At 70.2% G+C, this 15943-nt stretch carries 22 protein-coding genes and 1 tRNA gene; 10 read left to right on the top strand and 13 right to left on the bottom strand.

Going from position 1 to position 15943, the window contains the following annotated elements; translation table 11 throughout:
- Positions 1–40 precede the first annotated feature (40 nt).
- From ACFPYL_RS14665 to ACFPYL_RS14655, 3 genes are read left to right on the top strand one after another with little or no spacing between them, the layout of a single operon-like run.
- Positions 41–703: a hypothetical protein gene (locus ACFPYL_RS14665; protein ID WP_379155589.1), complete on the top strand. Its 663-nt coding sequence runs from the start codon at positions 41–43 to the stop codon at positions 701–703.
- Complete coding sequence (locus tag ACFPYL_RS14660) at positions 700–1281, top strand: signal peptidase I (RefSeq protein WP_379155586.1); 582 nt, start codon at positions 700–702, stop codon at positions 1279–1281. Before ACFPYL_RS14665 ends, ACFPYL_RS14660 begins: the two co-directional genes overlap by 4 nt.
- Positions 1278–1451: a hypothetical protein gene (locus ACFPYL_RS14655; protein WP_379155583.1), complete on the top strand. Its 174-nt coding sequence runs from the start codon at positions 1278–1280 to the stop codon at positions 1449–1451. The genes ACFPYL_RS14660 and ACFPYL_RS14655 overlap by 4 nt, the downstream gene beginning before the upstream one ends.
- Here the strand turns inward: ACFPYL_RS14655 and ACFPYL_RS14650 are convergent.
- The 6 genes from ACFPYL_RS14650 to ACFPYL_RS14625 all read right to left on the bottom strand — a co-directional run bounded on the left by ACFPYL_RS14650 (position 1427) and on the right by ACFPYL_RS14625 (position 7350).
- Entirely contained in the window at positions 1427–2176 is a 750-nt protein-coding gene (locus ACFPYL_RS14650; protein ID WP_379155580.1) for a response regulator transcription factor, read from the bottom strand. The genes ACFPYL_RS14655 and ACFPYL_RS14650 overlap by 25 nt on opposite strands.
- Before the next feature lie 81 nt (positions 2177–2257).
- On the bottom strand, positions 2258–3037 hold the full coding sequence (pstB, locus tag ACFPYL_RS14645; RefSeq protein ID WP_379155577.1) for a phosphate ABC transporter ATP-binding protein PstB: 780 nt from the start codon (positions 3035–3037) through the stop codon (positions 2258–2260).
- 21 nt (positions 3038–3058) lie between these two features.
- Positions 3059–4159, bottom strand: coding sequence for a phosphate ABC transporter permease PstA (gene pstA / locus ACFPYL_RS14640; RefSeq protein ID WP_379155574.1), 1101 nt, complete (start codon positions 4157–4159; stop codon positions 3059–3061).
- A complete protein-coding gene (pstC, locus tag ACFPYL_RS14635; protein WP_379155571.1) occupies positions 4156–5100 on the bottom strand; it encodes a phosphate ABC transporter permease subunit PstC in 945 nt (314 codons plus the stop codon). The genes pstA and pstC overlap by 4 nt, the downstream gene beginning before the upstream one ends.
- A gap of 108 nt (positions 5101–5208) precedes the next feature.
- Complete coding sequence (gene pstS, locus ACFPYL_RS14630; RefSeq protein ID WP_379155568.1) at positions 5209–6321, bottom strand: phosphate ABC transporter substrate-binding protein PstS; 1113 nt, start codon at positions 6319–6321, stop codon at positions 5209–5211.
- Between the two features lie 168 nt (positions 6322–6489).
- Positions 6490–7350: an NUDIX hydrolase gene (locus tag ACFPYL_RS14625; protein WP_379155565.1), complete on the bottom strand. Its 861-nt coding sequence runs from the start codon at positions 7348–7350 to the stop codon at positions 6490–6492.
- A 45-nt stretch (positions 7351–7395) separates the two neighbouring features.
- Between ACFPYL_RS14625 and ACFPYL_RS14620 the strand changes: the two genes are divergently transcribed.
- Entirely contained in the window at positions 7396–8454 is a 1059-nt protein-coding gene (locus tag ACFPYL_RS14620) for a hypothetical protein (RefSeq protein WP_379155563.1), read from the top strand.
- A gap of 2 nt (positions 8455–8456) precedes the next feature.
- On the opposite strand, the gene ACFPYL_RS14615 is transcribed toward ACFPYL_RS14620, so the two are convergent.
- The 4 genes from ACFPYL_RS14615 to ACFPYL_RS14600 all read right to left on the bottom strand — a co-directional run bounded on the left by ACFPYL_RS14615 (position 8457) and on the right by ACFPYL_RS14600 (position 9576).
- On the bottom strand, positions 8457–8660 hold the full coding sequence (locus tag ACFPYL_RS14615; protein ID WP_379155560.1) for a heavy-metal-associated domain-containing protein: 204 nt from the start codon (positions 8658–8660) through the stop codon (positions 8457–8459).
- On the bottom strand, positions 8657–8950 hold the full coding sequence (locus tag ACFPYL_RS14610; RefSeq protein ID WP_379155557.1) for a metal-sensitive transcriptional regulator: 294 nt from the start codon (positions 8948–8950) through the stop codon (positions 8657–8659). The genes ACFPYL_RS14615 and ACFPYL_RS14610 overlap by 4 nt, the downstream gene beginning before the upstream one ends.
- A gap of 49 nt (positions 8951–8999) precedes the next feature.
- On the bottom strand, positions 9000–9164 hold the full coding sequence (locus ACFPYL_RS14605; protein ID WP_200944944.1) for a hypothetical protein: 165 nt from the start codon (positions 9162–9164) through the stop codon (positions 9000–9002).
- Between the two features lie 208 nt (positions 9165–9372).
- Positions 9373–9576: a cold-shock protein gene (locus tag ACFPYL_RS14600; RefSeq protein ID WP_028644610.1), complete on the bottom strand. Its 204-nt coding sequence runs from the start codon at positions 9574–9576 to the stop codon at positions 9373–9375.
- A gap of 293 nt (positions 9577–9869) precedes the next feature.
- On the opposite strand from ACFPYL_RS14600, the gene ACFPYL_RS14595 reads away from it, so the two are divergent.
- The gene (locus ACFPYL_RS14595) at positions 9870–10544 is read left to right on the top strand and encodes a GAP family protein (protein WP_379155554.1); all 675 of its coding nucleotides are present in this window, start codon (positions 9870–9872) and stop codon (positions 10542–10544) included.
- 211 nt (positions 10545–10755) lie between these two features.
- Positions 10756–10831 (top strand) — tRNA-Lys (locus ACFPYL_RS14590).
- A 134-nt stretch (positions 10832–10965) separates the two neighbouring features.
- Here ACFPYL_RS14590 and ACFPYL_RS14585 read toward each other — a convergent pair.
- A complete protein-coding gene (locus ACFPYL_RS14585) occupies positions 10966–11511 on the bottom strand; it encodes a GNAT family N-acetyltransferase (RefSeq protein WP_379155551.1) in 546 nt (181 codons plus the stop codon).
- Between the two features lie 50 nt (positions 11512–11561).
- Here ACFPYL_RS14585 and ACFPYL_RS14580 point away from each other — a divergent pair, with 50 nt between their 5' ends.
- A complete protein-coding gene (locus ACFPYL_RS14580) occupies positions 11562–12164 on the top strand; it encodes a PaaI family thioesterase (protein ID WP_379155548.1) in 603 nt (200 codons plus the stop codon).
- Between the two features lie 3 nt (positions 12165–12167).
- On the opposite strand, the gene ACFPYL_RS14575 is transcribed toward ACFPYL_RS14580, so the two are convergent.
- A complete protein-coding gene (locus tag ACFPYL_RS14575) occupies positions 12168–13658 on the bottom strand; it encodes an NAD(P)/FAD-dependent oxidoreductase (RefSeq protein ID WP_379155545.1) in 1491 nt (496 codons plus the stop codon).
- A gap of 308 nt (positions 13659–13966) precedes the next feature.
- Between ACFPYL_RS14575 and ACFPYL_RS14570 the strand changes: the two genes are divergently transcribed.
- The 3 genes from ACFPYL_RS14570 to ACFPYL_RS14560 are packed head-to-tail and all read left to right on the top strand — an operon-like array spanning position 13967 to position 15593.
- Positions 13967–14848: an ATP-binding protein gene (locus ACFPYL_RS14570; protein ID WP_379155543.1), complete on the top strand. Its 882-nt coding sequence runs from the start codon at positions 13967–13969 to the stop codon at positions 14846–14848.
- The gene (locus ACFPYL_RS14565) at positions 14845–15267 is read left to right on the top strand and encodes a fluoride efflux transporter FluC (RefSeq protein ID WP_379155540.1); all 423 of its coding nucleotides are present in this window, start codon (positions 14845–14847) and stop codon (positions 15265–15267) included. Before ACFPYL_RS14570 ends, ACFPYL_RS14565 begins: the two co-directional genes overlap by 4 nt.
- On the top strand, positions 15264–15593 hold the full coding sequence (locus ACFPYL_RS14560) for a fluoride efflux transporter FluC (RefSeq protein ID WP_379155537.1): 330 nt from the start codon (positions 15264–15266) through the stop codon (positions 15591–15593). The genes ACFPYL_RS14565 and ACFPYL_RS14560 overlap by 4 nt, the downstream gene beginning before the upstream one ends.
- On the opposite strand, the gene ACFPYL_RS14555 is transcribed toward ACFPYL_RS14560, so the two are convergent.
- A complete protein-coding gene (locus ACFPYL_RS14555; protein ID WP_379155534.1) occupies positions 15584–15937 on the bottom strand; it encodes a metallopeptidase family protein in 354 nt (117 codons plus the stop codon). The two genes, ACFPYL_RS14560 and ACFPYL_RS14555, sit on opposite strands and share 10 nt — an antisense overlap.
- Positions 15938–15943 lie beyond the last annotated feature (6 nt).

The following is a 15943-nucleotide window of genomic DNA, read 5'->3' as shown; positions in this document are numbered from 1 at the left end:
CAGACACGGATGTCTGGGGGAACCTTGGGGGAGGAACCCGATGCGCACCACCACCACCGGTCGCCGCAAGGCCACGAAGGCCAGCACGAAGACGGGCGCCACGATGGGCACGAAGCTCTTCGCCTCGGTCGCACTCGTCGCCGGCGCGGCCGCCGTCGCCGGGATCGGCACGTTCGGCGCCTACACGGACACGACGACCGCCGACGTCAGCGTCAGCAGCGCCAAGGTCAGCGTGCTGATGAACGACAACGACGCCGGGATCCACGTGGACGCCAAGAACATGGTGCCGGGCGACAAGGTCGTCTTCCCCGTCTCGATCAAGCGCGCTGCCGGCTCCGCCCAGCTGGGCGACGTGACGCTGCAGACCACGATCACCGACCAGAACGCGCTCACCGACGCGCTCCGGCTCACCGTCGACAGCTGCACGAACCCGTGGACGGTCAGCGGCTCCGCCGTCACCTGCTCGGGTACGACGACGAACGTGTCCACCGACGGCGGCCTGGTCGGCAACGGCGCGACCAGCGCGTGGGGCCAGACCTCGAGCTGGGTCCCGAACCTCAACAACAACACCCCGGTCTACCTGCGGGCGACCCTGACGCTGCCCAGCACCGCGGGCAACAACACCGCCGGCCTCTCCACCGGCATCACCTGGACGCTGACCGGGACGCAGCGGACGGCCAAGACGACCGTCGTGAACCCGTGACGCTCAGGCGGCTCGTGAGCTGGGCGCTGAGCCTGGCCCTGACGATCGGCACGCTGGGCTTCCTCGCCCTCGCGGTCGGCCCGCACGTCCTCGGCTACCGCACCGCGGTGATGCTGACCGGCAGCATGACCGGCACGATCGACCGTGGCGACATCGTGGTCTCGGTGCCGCGGCCGGCCTCGGACGTCGCGGTCGGTGACATCCTCACCTTCCAGGCGCCGGTCGCCGACCGTCACGTCGAGACCCACCGGGTGATCGCGGTCGACCACGCCGCCGACGGCACCGTGGTCGTCCGCACCCAGGGCGACGCCAACGAGGCGCCCGACCCGTGGCGCGCCACGATCTCCGGCAACACGGTCTGGAAGACGGCGTACGTCGTGCCGAAGGTCGGCCACGTCGTGCAGGTGGTCCGCGCCACCGTCGTGCGGTACGGCGCGATCTGGGTCGCCCTCGCCGGCGTGGTGCTGCTCGGCCTGAGCCTGATCTGGCGCCAGGACCCGCCCCGTCACCGTCGACAGGCACCGGCTCCCGCCCCGCGTCCGCGCCTCACCCTCGTCACCTCGGAGTCGCAGCCATGATCACCGACGCGTCGAACTTCCAGCCGCTGCTGCCGCCTCGGCTCGTCCCCGCGACGTCCGAGACCAGGATCGACGGTCCCGGCACCCGGTTCCGGGCCGGTCAGCTCGTGAACGAGCCGATCGAGGACCGCCTGGCGGCCGTGCTTCAGCTGGCGGCGCGCAAGCGGTAGCCCACGCCGCGCACGGTCTCCACGAACCGCACCTGCCCACGCCGGTCCCCCAGCTTGCGGCGCAGGTTGCCCATGTGGACCTCGACGTGGTGGGTCTCCCCCCAGCTCTGCCCCCAGACCTCCTGCATCAGCAGGGCCCGCGGCCACACCCGCGTCGGCGAGCGCATCAGCGTCGCCAGCAGGTCGAACTCGGTCGGCGTCAGCTCGACCTCCTCGTCCGCCCGCCACACCCGGTGGGCGTCGACGTCGACCAGCAGGTCGCCGTGGCGGAGCACCTCGTGGTCGTCGGTGGCAGCCACCTCGACCACGGGACGCACCGGCTCGACCTCGTCGTACGACGTCTCGGCGACCTCGACGAAGTGCCGCGGCCGGCGGAACATCGCGTTGACCCGCGCCTTGAGCTCGCGGACGCTGATCGGCTTGGCCAGGTAGTCGTCCGCCCCCGTCTCGAGGCCGATCAGGCGGTCGATCTCGTCGGCCTGGGAGGTCACCATCACGACGTACGCGTCGGTGACCGGCCGGATCCGGCGGCAGACCTCGAGGCCGTCGATGCCCGGCAGGCCGACGTCGAGGGTGACCAGGTCGGGTCGCAACGCGGTGACCAGCGCGACGCCCTCCTGGCCGTCCTTCGCGATCGCCACGTCGAAGCCCTGCGAGGACAGGGCGAACTCGAGGAGCGACGCGGTGTCCGCGTCGTCCTCGATCACCACTGCACAGCGAGGCACCGATTCCCCCAGGTCTGAAGACACTTATCGCCCGGACCATCGGTCCGGGCGACAAGTTCCTGAGCAGTTCGGTGGGTCGAATCAGCCGAAGCGACCCGAGATGTAGGCCTCGGTGGACTCTTCGTCCGGGTTGGTGAACATCTTCGTGGTCGGGTTGAACTCGACCAGGTGCCCGGGCTCGCCGGTCGCCTTGAGGTTGAAGAAGCCGGTGTCGTCGGAGACGCGCGCCGCCTGCTGCATGTTGTGGGTCACGATCACGATCGTGTACTCGGTCTTCAGCTCGTGGATCAGGTCCTCGATCGCCGCCGTCGAGATCGGGTCCAGGGCCGAGCACGGCTCGTCCATGAGGAGCACCTCCGGCTCCACGGCGACCGCGCGGGCGATGCAGAGACGCTGCTGCTGACCGCCGGACAGGCCCATGCCGGCCTTGCCGAGACGGTCCTTGACCTCGTTCCAGAGGTTCGCGCTGCGCAGCGACTTCTCCACGATCGCGTCGGCCTCGGACTTCTTCATCTTCTTGGAGTTCAGCTTCGAGCCCGCGAGCACGTTGTCGTAGATCGACATCGTGGGGAACGGGTTCGGGCGCTGGAAGACCATGCCGATCTGGCGGCGTACGGCGACCGGGTCGATGGCGGGGTCGTAGAGCGACTGCCCGGACACCATCACCTTGCCCTCGACACGCGCCCCGGGGATCACCTCGTGCATCCGGTTCAGGGTGCGGAGGAACGTCGACTTGCCGCACCCGGAGGGACCGATGAACGCGGTCACCGCCTTCGCGCGGATGGTCATGTTGACACCCTCGACGGCGAGGAAGTCGCCGTAGTAGATGTTGAGGTCGGAGACGTCGATGCTCTTGGCCATGGTTTCTCTCTCAGCAGGCGCTCAACGGCGCCGGTCGGTCTTGGGGGCGAAGTACTTGCCGATGATGCGGGCCACGAGGTTGAGCACCATCACGATAGCGATCAGCACGAGCGCGGCACCCCACGCTCGGGCGTAGCCGGGCGGGTCGCCCTCCGAGCCCACCGGCACCACGCCGGGCGAGCTGTACTGGCTGAAGATGTAGACGGGCAGCGTCATCATCCGGCCGTCGAACAGGTTGAAGTTGACCGAGTCGGTCGAGCCCGCGACCACCAGCAGCGGCGCGGTCTCACCGATCACCCGGGAGATCGCGAGCACGATGCCCGTGATGATGCCGCCGATCGACGTCGGCAGCACGACCTTGACGATGGTGCGCCACTTCGGGATGCCGAGGGCGTACGACGCCTCGCGCAGGTCGCCCGGCACCAGCCGGAGCATCTCCTCGGCCGAGCGCACGACCGTCGGGATCATCAGCAGCGACAGCGCGACCGCGCCGCCGAAGCCGATCCGGATCGCCGGACCGAAGATGATCACGAAGAGCGAGAGCGCGAAGAGGCCGGCCACGATCGACGGGATGCCGGTCATCACGTCCACGAGGAAGGTGGTGGTCCGCGCCAGCCGCTTGCCGCGGCCGTACTCCACCAGGTAGATCGCGGTGAAGAGGCCGATCGGCACGGAGATGATCGTCGCGGCGAGCGTGATCAGGATCGTGCCCCAGAGGGCGTGGTAGATGCCGCCACCCGCGCCGACGACGTTGCGCATGTCGGCGGTGAGGAATTCCGAGCTGATCGCGGGGAGGCCCTTGCTGATGACCATCCAGATCAGCCACACCAGCGGCACCAGGACGGTCCCGAAGGCGCCCCACACCAGCGAGGTCGCGAGCCGGTCCGCGGCCCCCCGCTTGCCCTCCAGCAGGAGCGACCACAGCGGCAGCCCGATGACGGCCAGCAGGACCGCGAAGACCAGGCTCGGCACGACGCTCCAGCCGAGCAGCACGGCCGCCAGGCCGCCGATGCCGAGGGCGATCACGCAGACCAGCAGCGGCGCCCACCGCGGCAGCCGCGGGCTGGCGAGGTTCGCGCTGATCGCGAAGGAGTCGGGCTCCAGGGGAGTCGTGGTGCTCATCGGCTGACCTTCCGCTCACCGCGGCCGATGACCCATCGGGCCGCGAAGTTCACCACGAACGTGACCGCGAAGAGCACCAGGCCGGTGGCGATCAGCAGGGCCTGCTTGTCCGGGCTCGCCTCCTTGTAGTTGGAGGCGATGTTGGAGGCGATGGTCGCCGGGTTGGTGTCCGAGATGAGGTTCAGGGTCACGACCGGCGTCGCCGACAGCACCATGGCCACCGCCATGGTCTCGCCGAGGGCGCGGCCCAGGCCCAGCATGATCGCGGAGATCACGCCCGAGCGGGCGTACGGGAAGACCGCCAGCCGGATCATCTCCCAACGCGTCGCACCGAGGGCCATCGCGGCCTCCTCGTGCAGCCGCGGGGTCTGGGCGAAGACCTCGCGCGAGATCGCGGTCGTGATCGGGACGACCATGATCGCCAGCACGATGCCGGCGGTCAGCATGGTCCGGCCGGTCACCGACGGCGGGCCGGCGAAGAACGGGATGAAGCTGAGGTGCTCGTAGAGCCAGTCGATGACCGGTCGCAGGGCCGGCGCCAGCGCCAGGCCGCCCCAGAGGCCGTAGACGACGCTCGGCACGGCGGCGAGCAGGTCGATCACGTAGGCGATCGGGGCCGCGACCCGCGGCGGCGCGTAGTGCGAGATGAAGAGCGCGACGCCGATCGAGAACGGCACGGCGATCACCAGCGCCACCACGGCGGCCAGGATCGTGCCGAAGATCAGCGGGCCGACGTAGGACCAGAAGTCGGTGGCCGGCGCGTAGATGTTCTCCGGGGCGTTCAGGCCCGGCAGGCCCTCGACGAACAGGAACACGAACACGCCGGCGAGCGCCAGCATGATCGTCAGGGCGGCGGCCCGGGCAGTACCGGCGAAGATCCGGTCGCCGGCACGGACGACGGCCTTGCCGGCCCGCGGCGGGGGCGGTGCGGTGACGGACACGGGGCTCCTGTTCTGGGTGCTGCTACTGCGGTGGTGCTACTGCGGGTTCGGTGCTTCGTGCGCGTACGGCGGCCCGGGTCCCGGGCCGCCGTACGTCCACGTGTGTCGCTACTTCGCGGCGATCGCGCCCACGATGCCCTGCGCCTTCTCGGCGAGGGTGGCGTCCAGCGGCGCGGAGCCGGCCTGCTCGGCCGAGGCCTGCTGGCCCTCGTCGGAGACGATGTAGGACAGGAAGCCCTTCACCAGGTCCGCCTCGTTGGCGTCGTCGTAGTGCTGGCAGGCGATCAGGTACGACGCCAGCAGCACCGGGTAGGCGCCGGACTCGGTGGTGGTGCGGTCGACGTCCATGGCCATGTCGACGTCGGAGCGACCCTCGACCGGCTTGGAGACGGCCAGCGCCTTGGCGGCGCCGTCGGCGGACGGGGCGTTGAACTCCTCGCCGACCTTGACCGACACGAGGCCGAGGCCACCGGCCTGGCTCTCGTCGGCGTAGCCGATCGTGCCCTCGCCGCCCTTGACCGCGGCGACCATGCCGGAGGTGCCCTCAGCGGCCTCGCCACCCTTGATCGGCCACACGCCGTCGGGGTCGTAGGACCAGGCGCCGTCGCCGGCCTTGCTCAGGTAGTCGGTGAAGTTGTCCGTGGTGCCCGAGTCGTCCGAGCGGTGCACCGGGCTGATCTTCGTGTCCGGCAGGTCCACGCCATCGTTCAGCGCGGCGATGGCCGGGTCGTTCCAGGTGGAGATCTTGCCGTCGAAGATCATCGCGACGGTCTTGGCGTCGAGGTTGATCGAGTCGACACCGGGGAGGTTGAAGATGATCGCGATCGCGCTCACGTAGGCCGGCACCTCGATGGCGTCCTCGCCACCGCAGCGCTCCTTGGCGGCGGTCAGCTGGCCCTCGTCGTCGCTCAGGTAGGCGTCGGAGCCGGCGAACGAGAAGGCCTTGCTGATGAAGTTCTCACGACCCGTGCCCGAGCCGACGGCGTCGTAGGTGATGGTGACGCCGGAGTTGGCGCTCTGGAAGCCAGCACGCCACGCAGTCTGGGCCGACTCCTGCGCGCTCGAGCCACCGCCGGCGAGGCTGCCGCTGAGGTCGCTGGCGCCGCTGCCGGTGTCGCCGTCGCTGCCGTCGCTGTCGTTGCTGGCGCCGCAGCCGGTCAGGGCGAGAGCGATGACGGCGATGCCAGGCACGACTGCCCGGCGGATGGAAGTGCGGATCACTTCAGACTCCTCTGTCTTCTATGTCTGTGACGGCATCGAAGTTAGGGAGCGGAAGTGGACGGTTCCGGGGTCGTCGGTGAACGAGCGGTGAACTCGGATCGGCCAGTCGGAGACCGACAGTCGCTCACGAGACGGCGATCACGTGAACAAGCCTCGGAAACGGTTGACTCAGTCGAGCCGGTGGAGTTCGGTAGCGGTCACCGTGCCCTGACGCAGGTGGGCCACGAGCATGGCGCCGGGCTCGAGCTTGGTGTCGGACACACCGAGCGCGTCGAAGACCGAGGGCAGCACCGGACGGTGCGTGCAGAGCACCGCCGACTCGTCGCCCGCGACCAGCGTGTCGACCGTGTCGACCACCGAGTCGGCGCTCGCGCCCTCCTCGCTCATCCCGTCCTCGAGCTCGAGGTCCCACCCGGTGGTGTCGGCGTACGGCGTGACGGTCTCGAGGCAGCGCATGCTGCTGGAGCTGACGATCTTCGTGACGTCGTACGCCGCGAGCACGGGCACCAGCCGCTGCGCCTGGGTCCGGCCGAGCTGGATGAGGGGGCGGAGCCGGTCGTCCTGGCCCCAGCCCCGCCGGGACCTGGCCGTGCCGTGGCGGAGCACGACGACGGCGTGGGTGCGGCGCCGCCGGGGGCGCGCCTCCTTCAGCGTCGAGCGGTCGTGGTCGTAGGTCAGCCGGTCCATCGCCTCGTCGTAGGGCACCCACTCGACGGCGTCGATCTCGTCGTTGGTCCGGTAGCCGGACACGTCGTCGCTGCCGACCACCCGCCCGACCCAGTAGGAGACCTGCTTGGTGCGGCCGCCGGTCACGGGGTAGCGCTGCGCGGACAGCGGGACGCCGAGCCGCACGTGCAGGCCGGTCTCCTCGGCGACCTCGCGCACGGCCGCTCCGGTGACGTGCTCCCCCCGGTCGAGCTTGCCCTTCGGGAAGGACCAGTCGTCGTAGCGAGGCCGGTGCACCAGGAGCACGCGCTTGCCGGGTCGGAAGACGACGGCACCCGCGGCGAGCACGTCCTTCGTGGCCATGCCGCTAGTGTCACACCACCCCGACACGTTGAGGAGACCCGACCCTTGTCCAAGCGCGTGACCGTGGTCGTGGCGGCCGTCGTCGGGCTGGTCCTGCTGGCGGCACTCGCCGTCGTCGGGGTCCGGTGGTGGCGCGACCGGGACCGGACGGCGTTCGAGCAGGCGACGTCGTACGCCCCGGCGGACGCGGCGCGGCTCTCGTGGACGGACTGGGCGGCGGTGCGCGACCGGACCGGCGCCGACCTCGACGCGACGTCCTCGGGCGACGACGTGCAGAGCTTCCTCGACAAGGCCTTCGACGTCGACCTCACCTCCACCTCGGCCCTCGTGCAGTCGGCCCCGGTGCTCCAGGCGCACTTCGGCTTCTCCCCCGCGAACGTCGAGTGGGAGCTCTTCAGCCAGTCCACCGCCGGCGCGGTCGTGATCCTGCGGCTGCCGGACGACGACCTGGACGCCGTCGGCGACGACCTCGAGGACGCCGGGTTCAAGCGCCCCGGGACCGACGACGGGGTCTGGATCGGCGGCGACTCACTGCTGCCGGAGATCGGCGCCGACCTCTCCCCCGAGCTGCAGTACGTCGCTCTCGACGCCGACCGCGGCCTCGTGCTCACGAGCGACCGCAGCGACTACCTCCACGACGTGGTCGACGGGCTGGGTGACGACCACCTCTCCGACCCGGTGAAGTCGGTCGTCGACGCGTCGGGCGAGCCGTTGTCGGCCGCCGTGTACGACGGCGACAACGCGTGCTCGGCGCTCGCGATGAGCCAGGCGGACGCCGACGACCAGGCGACCGCCGACCGGCTGGTCGAGGAGGCCGGGACGATCGACCCGATGACGGCGTACGCCCTGTCGGTGCAGCCGGGCGGTCACGTGCGAGCCGTGATGGCCTTCGCCGACGGCGACCAGGCGAAGGCGAACGCGGCCAGCCGCGCCGTCCTGGCGGCCGGTCCGGCGCCCGGTCAGGGCGGCGACTTCTCGGACCGGTTCTCGGTGGCCTCGGCCTCGGCGGAGGGCGACCTGGTCACGCTCGACCTGGTCCCACGCTCGGGTGAGTACGTGTTCTCGGACCTCGCGTCGGGCCCGGTCCTCTTCGCGACCTGCTGAGGTCAGACCAGCTGGTAGCCGGCCTCGTCGACCGCGGCCTCGACAGCGGCACGGTCGAGCGGCGCCTCGCTCTCGACCGTGACGGCCCCGGTCTCGAGCAGCACCTCGACCGAGACCACCCCGGGCAGCTCGCCGACCTCCTGGGTCACGGCCGAGACGCAGTGGCCGCAGGTCATGCCGGTCACCTGCCACACCGACGTCGTCATGACCTCACCAGCCGGGTGATCGCCTCGACGGCCTCGCCGATCTTCTCCTGGGCCTCGGCGTCGCTCGAGCGGGCGGCGTCGACCACGCAGTGGCTGAGGTGCTCCTCGACCAGACCGATGGAGACGGCCTGCAGCGCCTTCGTCATCGCGGCGACCTGGGTGAGGATGTCGATGCAGTACTGCTCCTCCTCGACCATGCGCTGGAGTCCGCGGGCCTGGCCCTCGATCCGACGCAGGCGACGGAGGTAGTCGTCCTTGCGCTGGATGTAGCCGTGCTGGTGCTCAGTCATGCTGACGAGCATACCCCTGAGGGGTATGTCGTCCCGGGTGCTGCCGCGGTCAGGCCTCGCTGCGCGGCGGGGGCACCACCCCGAGGATCCGGTCGATCTCGTCGACGGAGAGGTGATCGTCAGACTCACTGGCCGCGATGATCAGGTTGGTCGTGAGCTCGACCTCGCCGAGGAGATCCGAGTCCTCGAGGGAGATGTCGAACTGGTCGTGCACGTGATCACTCCCCGCTCTCGTCTGCCTCATCAACAATGACCTCCCGTTAACGCTCAGCGTGCCCGACGGTCACGGCGACAAACGCACCAATGCGAAATCTGACCCGTCCGGGCCATGCCACCTGCTCCGAACGGGTCCGTCGAAATTGATGAAGGGGCCCCACCCGAAGGTGGGACCCCTTCAGGCCGTCGCTCGGACGGCCGTCAGATCACAGCGCGCGGACGTTCTCCGCCTGCGGGCCCTTGGGACCCTGGGTGACCTCGAACTCGACCTTCTGGTTCTCGTCCAGGGACTTGTAGCCCTGGGTCTGAATCGCCGAGTAGTGAACGAAGACGTCGTCGCCGCCGCCGTCCTGAGCGATGAAGCCGAAGCCCTTTTCTGCGTTGAACCACTTAACGGTGCCCTGAGCCATGTGCTCGTTACTCCTCTGTCGGGGCGAGAGACCGTCACTTCGACGGTCCCACATCAGATGCGGTGACACGTCGCTCCGACTTCGCATGAGTGGTAGGCCCACGAAAGAAGAAACGCCGTTGGATCACAAACTCCGCCGGCGTCATACCTGCTGGAACTTGCACCTGTTGCAGACGACACGTTACCAACCATCGCTCCCGAACGAACCTTCTCGGCCCGGTTTTCTCAGTTCGCGGATGAAGGTTGTGCTACGGCTCCGTGACGAGAAGGGCACACATGGGCCACGCTGAGCGGGTGAACGGAGTGCTCGGAGACCTGCTGCCCCTCGCCCTCGGCGTCGCGATCAGCCCCGTCCCCATCATCGCCACCATCCTGATGCTGCTCGCGCCGCAGGCCCGCGGGACCAGCATCGACTTCCTCGTCGGGTGGGTCGCCGGCATCGTCGTCGCGACGACGATCTTCACCGTCATCGCCTCGACGGCAGGCCTCGACGACGGCAGCGACGACTCGTCCACCACCTCCGCGTGGATCAAGCTCGTCCTCGGCGTCCTGCTGCTCCTCGTCGCGGTCCGTCAGTGGGGCCGGCGGCCGAAGCCCGGTGAGGAGGCGGCGCTCCCGAAGTGGATGGCGGCCATCGACTCGTTCACGTTCGTGAAGGCGCTCGGCCTCGGCTTCCTCCTGTCCGCGGTCAACCCGAAGAACCTGCTGATGTGCGTTGCTGCCGGCACCGCGATCGGCGGGGCGGACCTCAGCACCGGCGAGGCGGTGGTCAGCGTCGCCGTCTTCACCGTGATCGCCGCCAGCACCGTGGCCCTGCCCGTGCTCGGCTTCCTCGTCGCGCACGAGAGGCTGCGGCACCCGCTCGACGAGCTGCGCACCTGGCTCCAGGCCAACAACGTCGCCGTGATGAGCGTGCTGGTGCTCGTGATCGGCGTGGTGCTGCTCGGCCAGGGCATCGGCGGTCTCTGACCCGTCATACCGCCGGAAATAGAAACAAGCCGCGCTGGCGTCTCGGGTCACCAGCGCGGCTTGTGAGGACAACGTTAGCGGCGCTCCCGGCGGCCCCCAAGACCTTCCCGCAACCCTTGCGGAAACCTTGAAGAAACAATCACCGGCCGTCGCAGGCCCGTCCGCACGCCCCCGCCCGACCGGGTCGCGCCCGCCGGTAGGCTCTGGCGCGGGGCCCCTAGCTCAATTGGCAGAGCATCGGACTTTTAATCCGCGGGTTGTGGGTTCGAGTCCCACGGGGCCTACCAGTGCGGCCCCGTCCAGATGGCTGAGCGGGCGGGCTATTCGGACCCCAGGGTTTCGGTCTAGACCTATCCAGGGCGCCCGAGGACACCTAACCTTCCCGAGAGTTGAACCGTCGGTGGCCCGAGACCCCGGCGGTTCACTTCATTTCGGGTGCGTCCTCGGCGGTGTCGATCCAGTAGCGCAGCTTGCCCTGGCGCTCGTCCTCGAAGACGCCGCCGCAGCGCTCGATGGTGCGGCGCGACGCCTCGTTGTCGTCGTCGCAGGTGACCAGCACCCGGTCGATGCCGAGCTGCTCGCGGGCCCGTCGTACGGCGAGGGCGAGCGCCCGCGACGCATGCCCCTCGTTGCGCCGGGACGGCCGGATCGAGTAGCCGATGTGGCCGCCCTCCTCGAGCAGCCAGGGCGTCAGCGAGTGGCGCATCGCGAGGTAGCCGACGAAGGTGTCGTCCTCGGTGATCCAGAAGTAGGTGCAGTGCACCAGGCCGTCGGGGAGCTCGGTGGCCGGGTCGGCCTGCGCCAGCAGGAAGTCGACCGCCTTCCGGCAACCCGCCTCGGTGGTGTCGAGCGGCTGGAAGTCCCACAGGCCGTAGCCGTGCTGGGTGGAGCCGGCCACCTCGAACTCGGCGACGGCCTCGGCCCAGGATCGGTGGAGACGGACGTCGGGCGGCACCAGCTCGGTCATGGGCCCATCTCACCAGACCGCGGAACTGGAACGTGTTCTAGGATCGGCCGGTGACCCTGGAGAAGACCGAGCACGAGGCCGCGCTCTACGGCCCGTTCACCCAGGTCGTCCGCGAGCTCGTGGACGCGACGATCCGCACCGAGGTCGACGACGACGAGGCCCGGGCCGTGCAGGCGGAGCTCGAGGGCCTCGTGGCGCGGCTGCGGTCCAGGCAGCTCGAGGGCGCGTACGCCGCGAGCCACGGCGCCGCGGCCCGCGGCCGGCCGTGGGGCAACGCGGTCGTCGGCCTGCGCAACCCGCTCGCGCCGCCGCTCGCGGTCGTCCGCGAGAGCGGTCGGGTGTGGGCCGACTTCCACCTGGGCGCGGCGTACGAAGGCCCCCCGGGGCTCGTGCACGGCGGCGTCTCGTCGCTGATCCTCGACCAGATGGTCGGCGAGGCGACCGGCGCCAGCGGCAAGCCCGGGATGACCGCCAGCCTCACCCTGACCTACCGGCGCCCCACCCGGCTGGGCGACCTCCGCGCGGAGGCGTGGGTCGAGCGCGACGAGGGCATCAAGACCTGGGCCCGCGGCCACATCCTCGACGCCGAGGGCGTGACCGTCGAGGCCGAGGGGCTGCTCATCGTGCCGCGGTGGTTGCGGCAGCAGGGATAGCCGTCAGGCGTTGGAGTCGACGGGTACGCCGCGCTCGCCGGCGTCGGTGAGCCGCGCCTCCTCGAGCGCCCGCTCCTCCAGCTCGGCGCGCCGGGTGGTCTCGAGCATGGCCCGCGCGGCGTCGTACGCCCCGGGGTCGGAGACCAGGTCGGTGGCACCACGCTTGAGCCGACTGAGCGCGCTGCGCGCGAAGATCTGCTGCTCTGTCGTGGTTCGCTCGGATCGGCCGCGGCCGATGAACGAGACCGCCCAGTGCAGCAGCGCGGTGACGCGGCTCTTGAAGCCGGTGATGTAGATGAGGTGCAGCGCCAGCCACATCAGCCAGGCCAGCACGCCGGTGACCCGCAGCTTGCCGATCAGGGCGACGGCGCGGAAGCGGCTGATGATCGCCATCGAGCCCTTGTCGAAGTAGTGGAACGGGCCCTGCGAGGCCTTCGACTTGAGCCGGTTGTCGATCTCCTTGGCGGCGTACTTGGCGCCCTGGATGGCGACCTGCGCGACACCGGGGAGGTGGTCGAGGTTGATCATGTCGCCGACCACGAAGACCTCGGGGTGGCCCGGCAGCGTCAGGTCGGGGTTGACCGCGATCCGGCCGGCCCGATCGAGGGGCGCGCCGGTCTGCTCGGAGAGGGTCTTGCCGAGCGGGTTGGCCTGGACGCCGGCCGCCCAGATCTTCGCGACGCTCTCGATGCGCTCGACGCGGCCGTCCTTGAACTTCATCTCGATGCCGCGCTCGTCGACGTCGGTCACCATCGCGCCGAGCACGACCTCGACGCCGAGCTTCTCCAGCTCGGTCTTGGCCTTCTCACCCAGCTTGGCACCGAAGGGCGGCAGCACCTGCGGGGCGGCGTCGACCAGGACCACGCGCGCCTCACGGGTGTTGATGGCCCGGAAGTCCTTGCGCAGCGTGCGGTGCGCGAGCTCGGCGATCTGGCCGGCCATCTCCACACCGGTGGGGCCGGCGCCGACGACCACGAAGGTCAGCAGGTGGTCGACGTTCTCACCGCGGGTGGCGCCGATCTCGGCCATCTCGAAGGCGCCGAAGATCCGGCCGCGCAGCTCGAGGGCGTCGTCGATGCTCTTCATGCCGGGCGCGAACTCGGCGAAGTGGTCGTTGCCGAAGTAGGACTGGCCGGCGCCGGCCGCGACGATCAGGGAGTCGTACGGCGTGACCGTCGAGCGGCCGAGCACCTGGGAGGTGACGGTGTGGGCGTCGAGGTCGATGTCGGTGACCTCGCCCAGCAGGACCTGCGCGTTCTTCTGCCCGCTGAGGATCTCGCGGGTGGGCGGCGCGATCTCGCCCTGGGAGAGGATGCCGGTCGCCACCTGGTAGAGCAGCGGCTGGAAGAGGTGGTGGGTCGTCTTCGCGACGATGGTGACGTCGACGTCGGAGCGGCGCAGCTGCTTGGTCCCGAAGAGACCGCCGAACCCCGAGCCGATGATCACCACCCGGTGCCGGTCGGTTGCCTGCTGGGTCGTCTGCGTCGTTGCCATGACGGACCTTTCACTTCCGCTCGTTTGGATCGTGCCAAGAGAACACGTTCCGCGGTGCCCATTGTTCCGCCCGGGACCCCGATTCCCGCAATCGAGGTGCGTCTCTTCGGTCACATGCCAGGTCTGCCACGAGTTTCGTGGCGAGGGCCGGTCTGGACCGCTGAAATCGGGGGTCGTGGCGAGGTTTCACAGGGAAATCGCGGGGGTACACGAGCCGCGTCTGGCAACACCCTTGATCAGCCTTTCTGTGGAGACCGACCTTGCCGCTGAACAGGCCCGCCCTCTCGTTGGGCTCGGGTCCCCGCGGCGTGCAAGACGCACGCCGATGGGTGGTCGAGACGTGCCATGACATCGGTCGTGACGACCTCGTCGAGTGCGCCGAGCTCGGGGTCTCCGAGCTGGTCACCAACGCCCTGCTGCACGCGACGCCGCCGCTGACCGTGCGGGTCCGGGGCACCGCCGAGCACCCGCGGGTCGAGGTCCACGACGGCTCCCCCGACCCGCCGTTGATGCCGTCGGAGGACCCTGACGAGGACGACCTGCTGCTCACCTTCGGGCGCGGCCTGGGCATCGTCGCCCGCTGCGCGACGGCCTGGGGGGTCGACCTCGAGGAGGACGGCAAGACGGTCTGGTTCGCACCGGCCACCCAACCGGGCGGAGACCCGGTCGAGGGCCTGGTCACGGGCGTGCCGCCGGTGACCGACCGAGCCCCCGACCCGGACGAGATGCGGATCTCGATCCTCGGCGTGCCGCTGCGGATGTACATCGAGTTCCAGCGCCACTACCGCGAGCTGCGGCGCGAGGTGCGGCTGCTCTCCCTCGCCCACGAGACCGACTACCCGCTCGCCAAGGACCTGTCCGACCTCTTCGGCGCGCTCGATCGCGACCTGCGCGAGGGCATCGGCGCCGACCAGATCGAGCAGGCGCTCGCGTCCGGCGCGTCCACCGCCGACCTCCGGGTGGCGATGCCGCACCCGACGGCTGCGACCATCGGCCGGTTCATCGAGCTGCTCGACCTGGCGGACGAGTTCTGCCGGGAGAAGCGGCTGCTGTCGCTGGCCCGCACCCCCGACCAGCAGCGCTTCCAGCGCTGGTTCCTCAGCGAGTTCGTCCGGCAGGAGCGCGGCGAGGCCGCGCTGGCGTGGCAGGATGCGCCGATGTCGCAGACCGAGACCGACCCCGTCCCGTGACGGCGGGATCGCCACCGGCCCGGCTGCTGGCCGCGGCCGCCGCGGGTGGCGCGATCGGCGCCGTGGCGCGGTGGGCGCTCACCGACGCGTTCCCGACGCACGGACCCGACTTCCCGTGGTCGACCTTCGCGATCAACGTGGTCGGCTCGTTCGCGCTGGCGCTGCTGCCGGCCTTCGCGGCGGTCCGCGGCAGCCGCACCCTGACGGTCTTCCTCGGCCCTGGCCTCCTCGGCGGCTTCACGACCCTCTCGGCCTACTCCGAGCAGTCGCGCGCGCTGCTCGCCGGCGGGCACACCACGGTGGCCGTGCTCTACGTCGTCGGCACGCTGGTCGCCTGCCTGGTCGCCGTCCGGCTGGCTGACCAGTGGTCGACCGCCCGGCAGCGCCGGGTCTTCGCCCACGAGGGCGGTGACGAATGACGGCACTCCTGGTCGCCCTCGGTGCGGCCGCCGGCGCCGCACTGCGCTTCGAGGTCGCCAGCCGGTACGACGGTCGCTTCCCGGTCGGCACGCTGGCGGTCAACGTGAGCGGGTCGTTCCTGCTGGGGCTGCTGTCGGCGCTGGCGCTGGGTCAGCACCCGCTGGCGCTGCTCGGCACCGGCTTCTGCGGCGGCTTCACGACCTACTCCGCCTTCGCGGTGCAGACGCACGGCCTGGGCCGGCTCCGCGCCACGGCGTACGCCGTCGCGACGATCGGCGGCGCGCTGGTCGCGTGCGCGCTGGGCTTCACGATCGGTCAGGCATAACCCAGGTCGTGCAGGCGGTCGTCGTCGATGCCGAAGTGGTGGGCGACCTCGTGGACGACGGTGATCCGGACCTCGGTCTCCAGCTCCTCCTCGCTCTCGCACATGTCGAGCAGCGGGTTGCGGAAGATGAAGATCCGGTCGGGCAGCTGCATCGACGGGTCGCCCCAGCGCTCGGTGAGCGCGATGCCGTCGTAGAGGCCGAGCAGGTCGGGGTCGTCGGCGGGCGGCTCGTCCTCGACCAGCACGGCGACGTTGCGCACCAGCGAGGCGATCTCGTCGGGAATGCCGTCGAGGGCGCGGTCGACGAGGGCGTCGAACGCGGCGGGACCCATCTCGACCGGCATGCCGCC

Origin of the sequence: Nocardioides hankookensis, assembly GCF_042658885.1 — a bacterium.
In the GTDB taxonomy this organism is placed as follows: Bacteria; Actinomycetota; Actinomycetes; order Propionibacteriales; family Nocardioidaceae; genus Nocardioides; species Nocardioides hankookensis.
The sequence above is the reverse complement of the archived record's forward strand: the minus strand, read 5'-3'. Positions and strand labels throughout refer to the sequence as shown.

Excerpts from the sequence above, each read along its gene's own strand:
- ACFPYL_RS14585 (WP_379155551.1), bottom strand. The coding sequence starts at position 11,511 with ATGACCGAGCTGGTGCCGCCCGACGTCCGTCTCCACCGATCCTGGGCC.
- ACFPYL_RS14665 (WP_379155589.1), top strand. The coding sequence starts at position 41 with ATGCGCACCACCACCACCGGTCGCCGCAAGGCCACGAAGGCCAGCACG.
- ACFPYL_RS14575 (WP_379155545.1), bottom strand. The coding sequence starts at position 13,658 with ATGGCAACGACGCAGACGACCCAGCAGGCAACCGACCGGCACCGGGTG.
- ACFPYL_RS14655 (WP_379155583.1), top strand. The coding sequence starts at position 1,278 with ATGATCACCGACGCGTCGAACTTCCAGCCGCTGCTGCCGCCTCGGCTC.
- ACFPYL_RS14600 (WP_028644610.1), bottom strand. The coding sequence starts at position 9,576 with ATGGCTCAGGGCACCGTTAAGTGGTTCAACGCAGAAAAGGGCTTCGGC.
- ACFPYL_RS14610 (WP_379155557.1), bottom strand. The coding sequence starts at position 8,950 with ATGACTGAGCACCAGCACGGCTACATCCAGCGCAAGGACGACTACCTC.
- pstA (WP_379155574.1), bottom strand. The coding sequence starts at position 4,159 with ATGAGCACCACGACTCCCCTGGAGCCCGACTCCTTCGCGATCAGCGCG.
- ACFPYL_RS14555 (WP_379155534.1), bottom strand. The coding sequence starts at position 15,937 with ATGCCGGTCGAGATGGGTCCCGCCGCGTTCGACGCCCTCGTCGACCGC.
- ACFPYL_RS14560 (WP_379155537.1), top strand. The coding sequence starts at position 15,264 with ATGACGGCACTCCTGGTCGCCCTCGGTGCGGCCGCCGGCGCCGCACTG.
- ACFPYL_RS14625 (WP_379155565.1), bottom strand. The coding sequence starts at position 7,350 with ATGGCCACGAAGGACGTGCTCGCCGCGGGTGCCGTCGTCTTCCGACCC.
- ACFPYL_RS14615 (WP_379155560.1), bottom strand. The coding sequence starts at position 8,660 with ATGACGACGTCGGTGTGGCAGGTGACCGGCATGACCTGCGGCCACTGC.
- pstB (WP_379155577.1), bottom strand. The coding sequence starts at position 3,037 with ATGGCCAAGAGCATCGACGTCTCCGACCTCAACATCTACTACGGCGAC.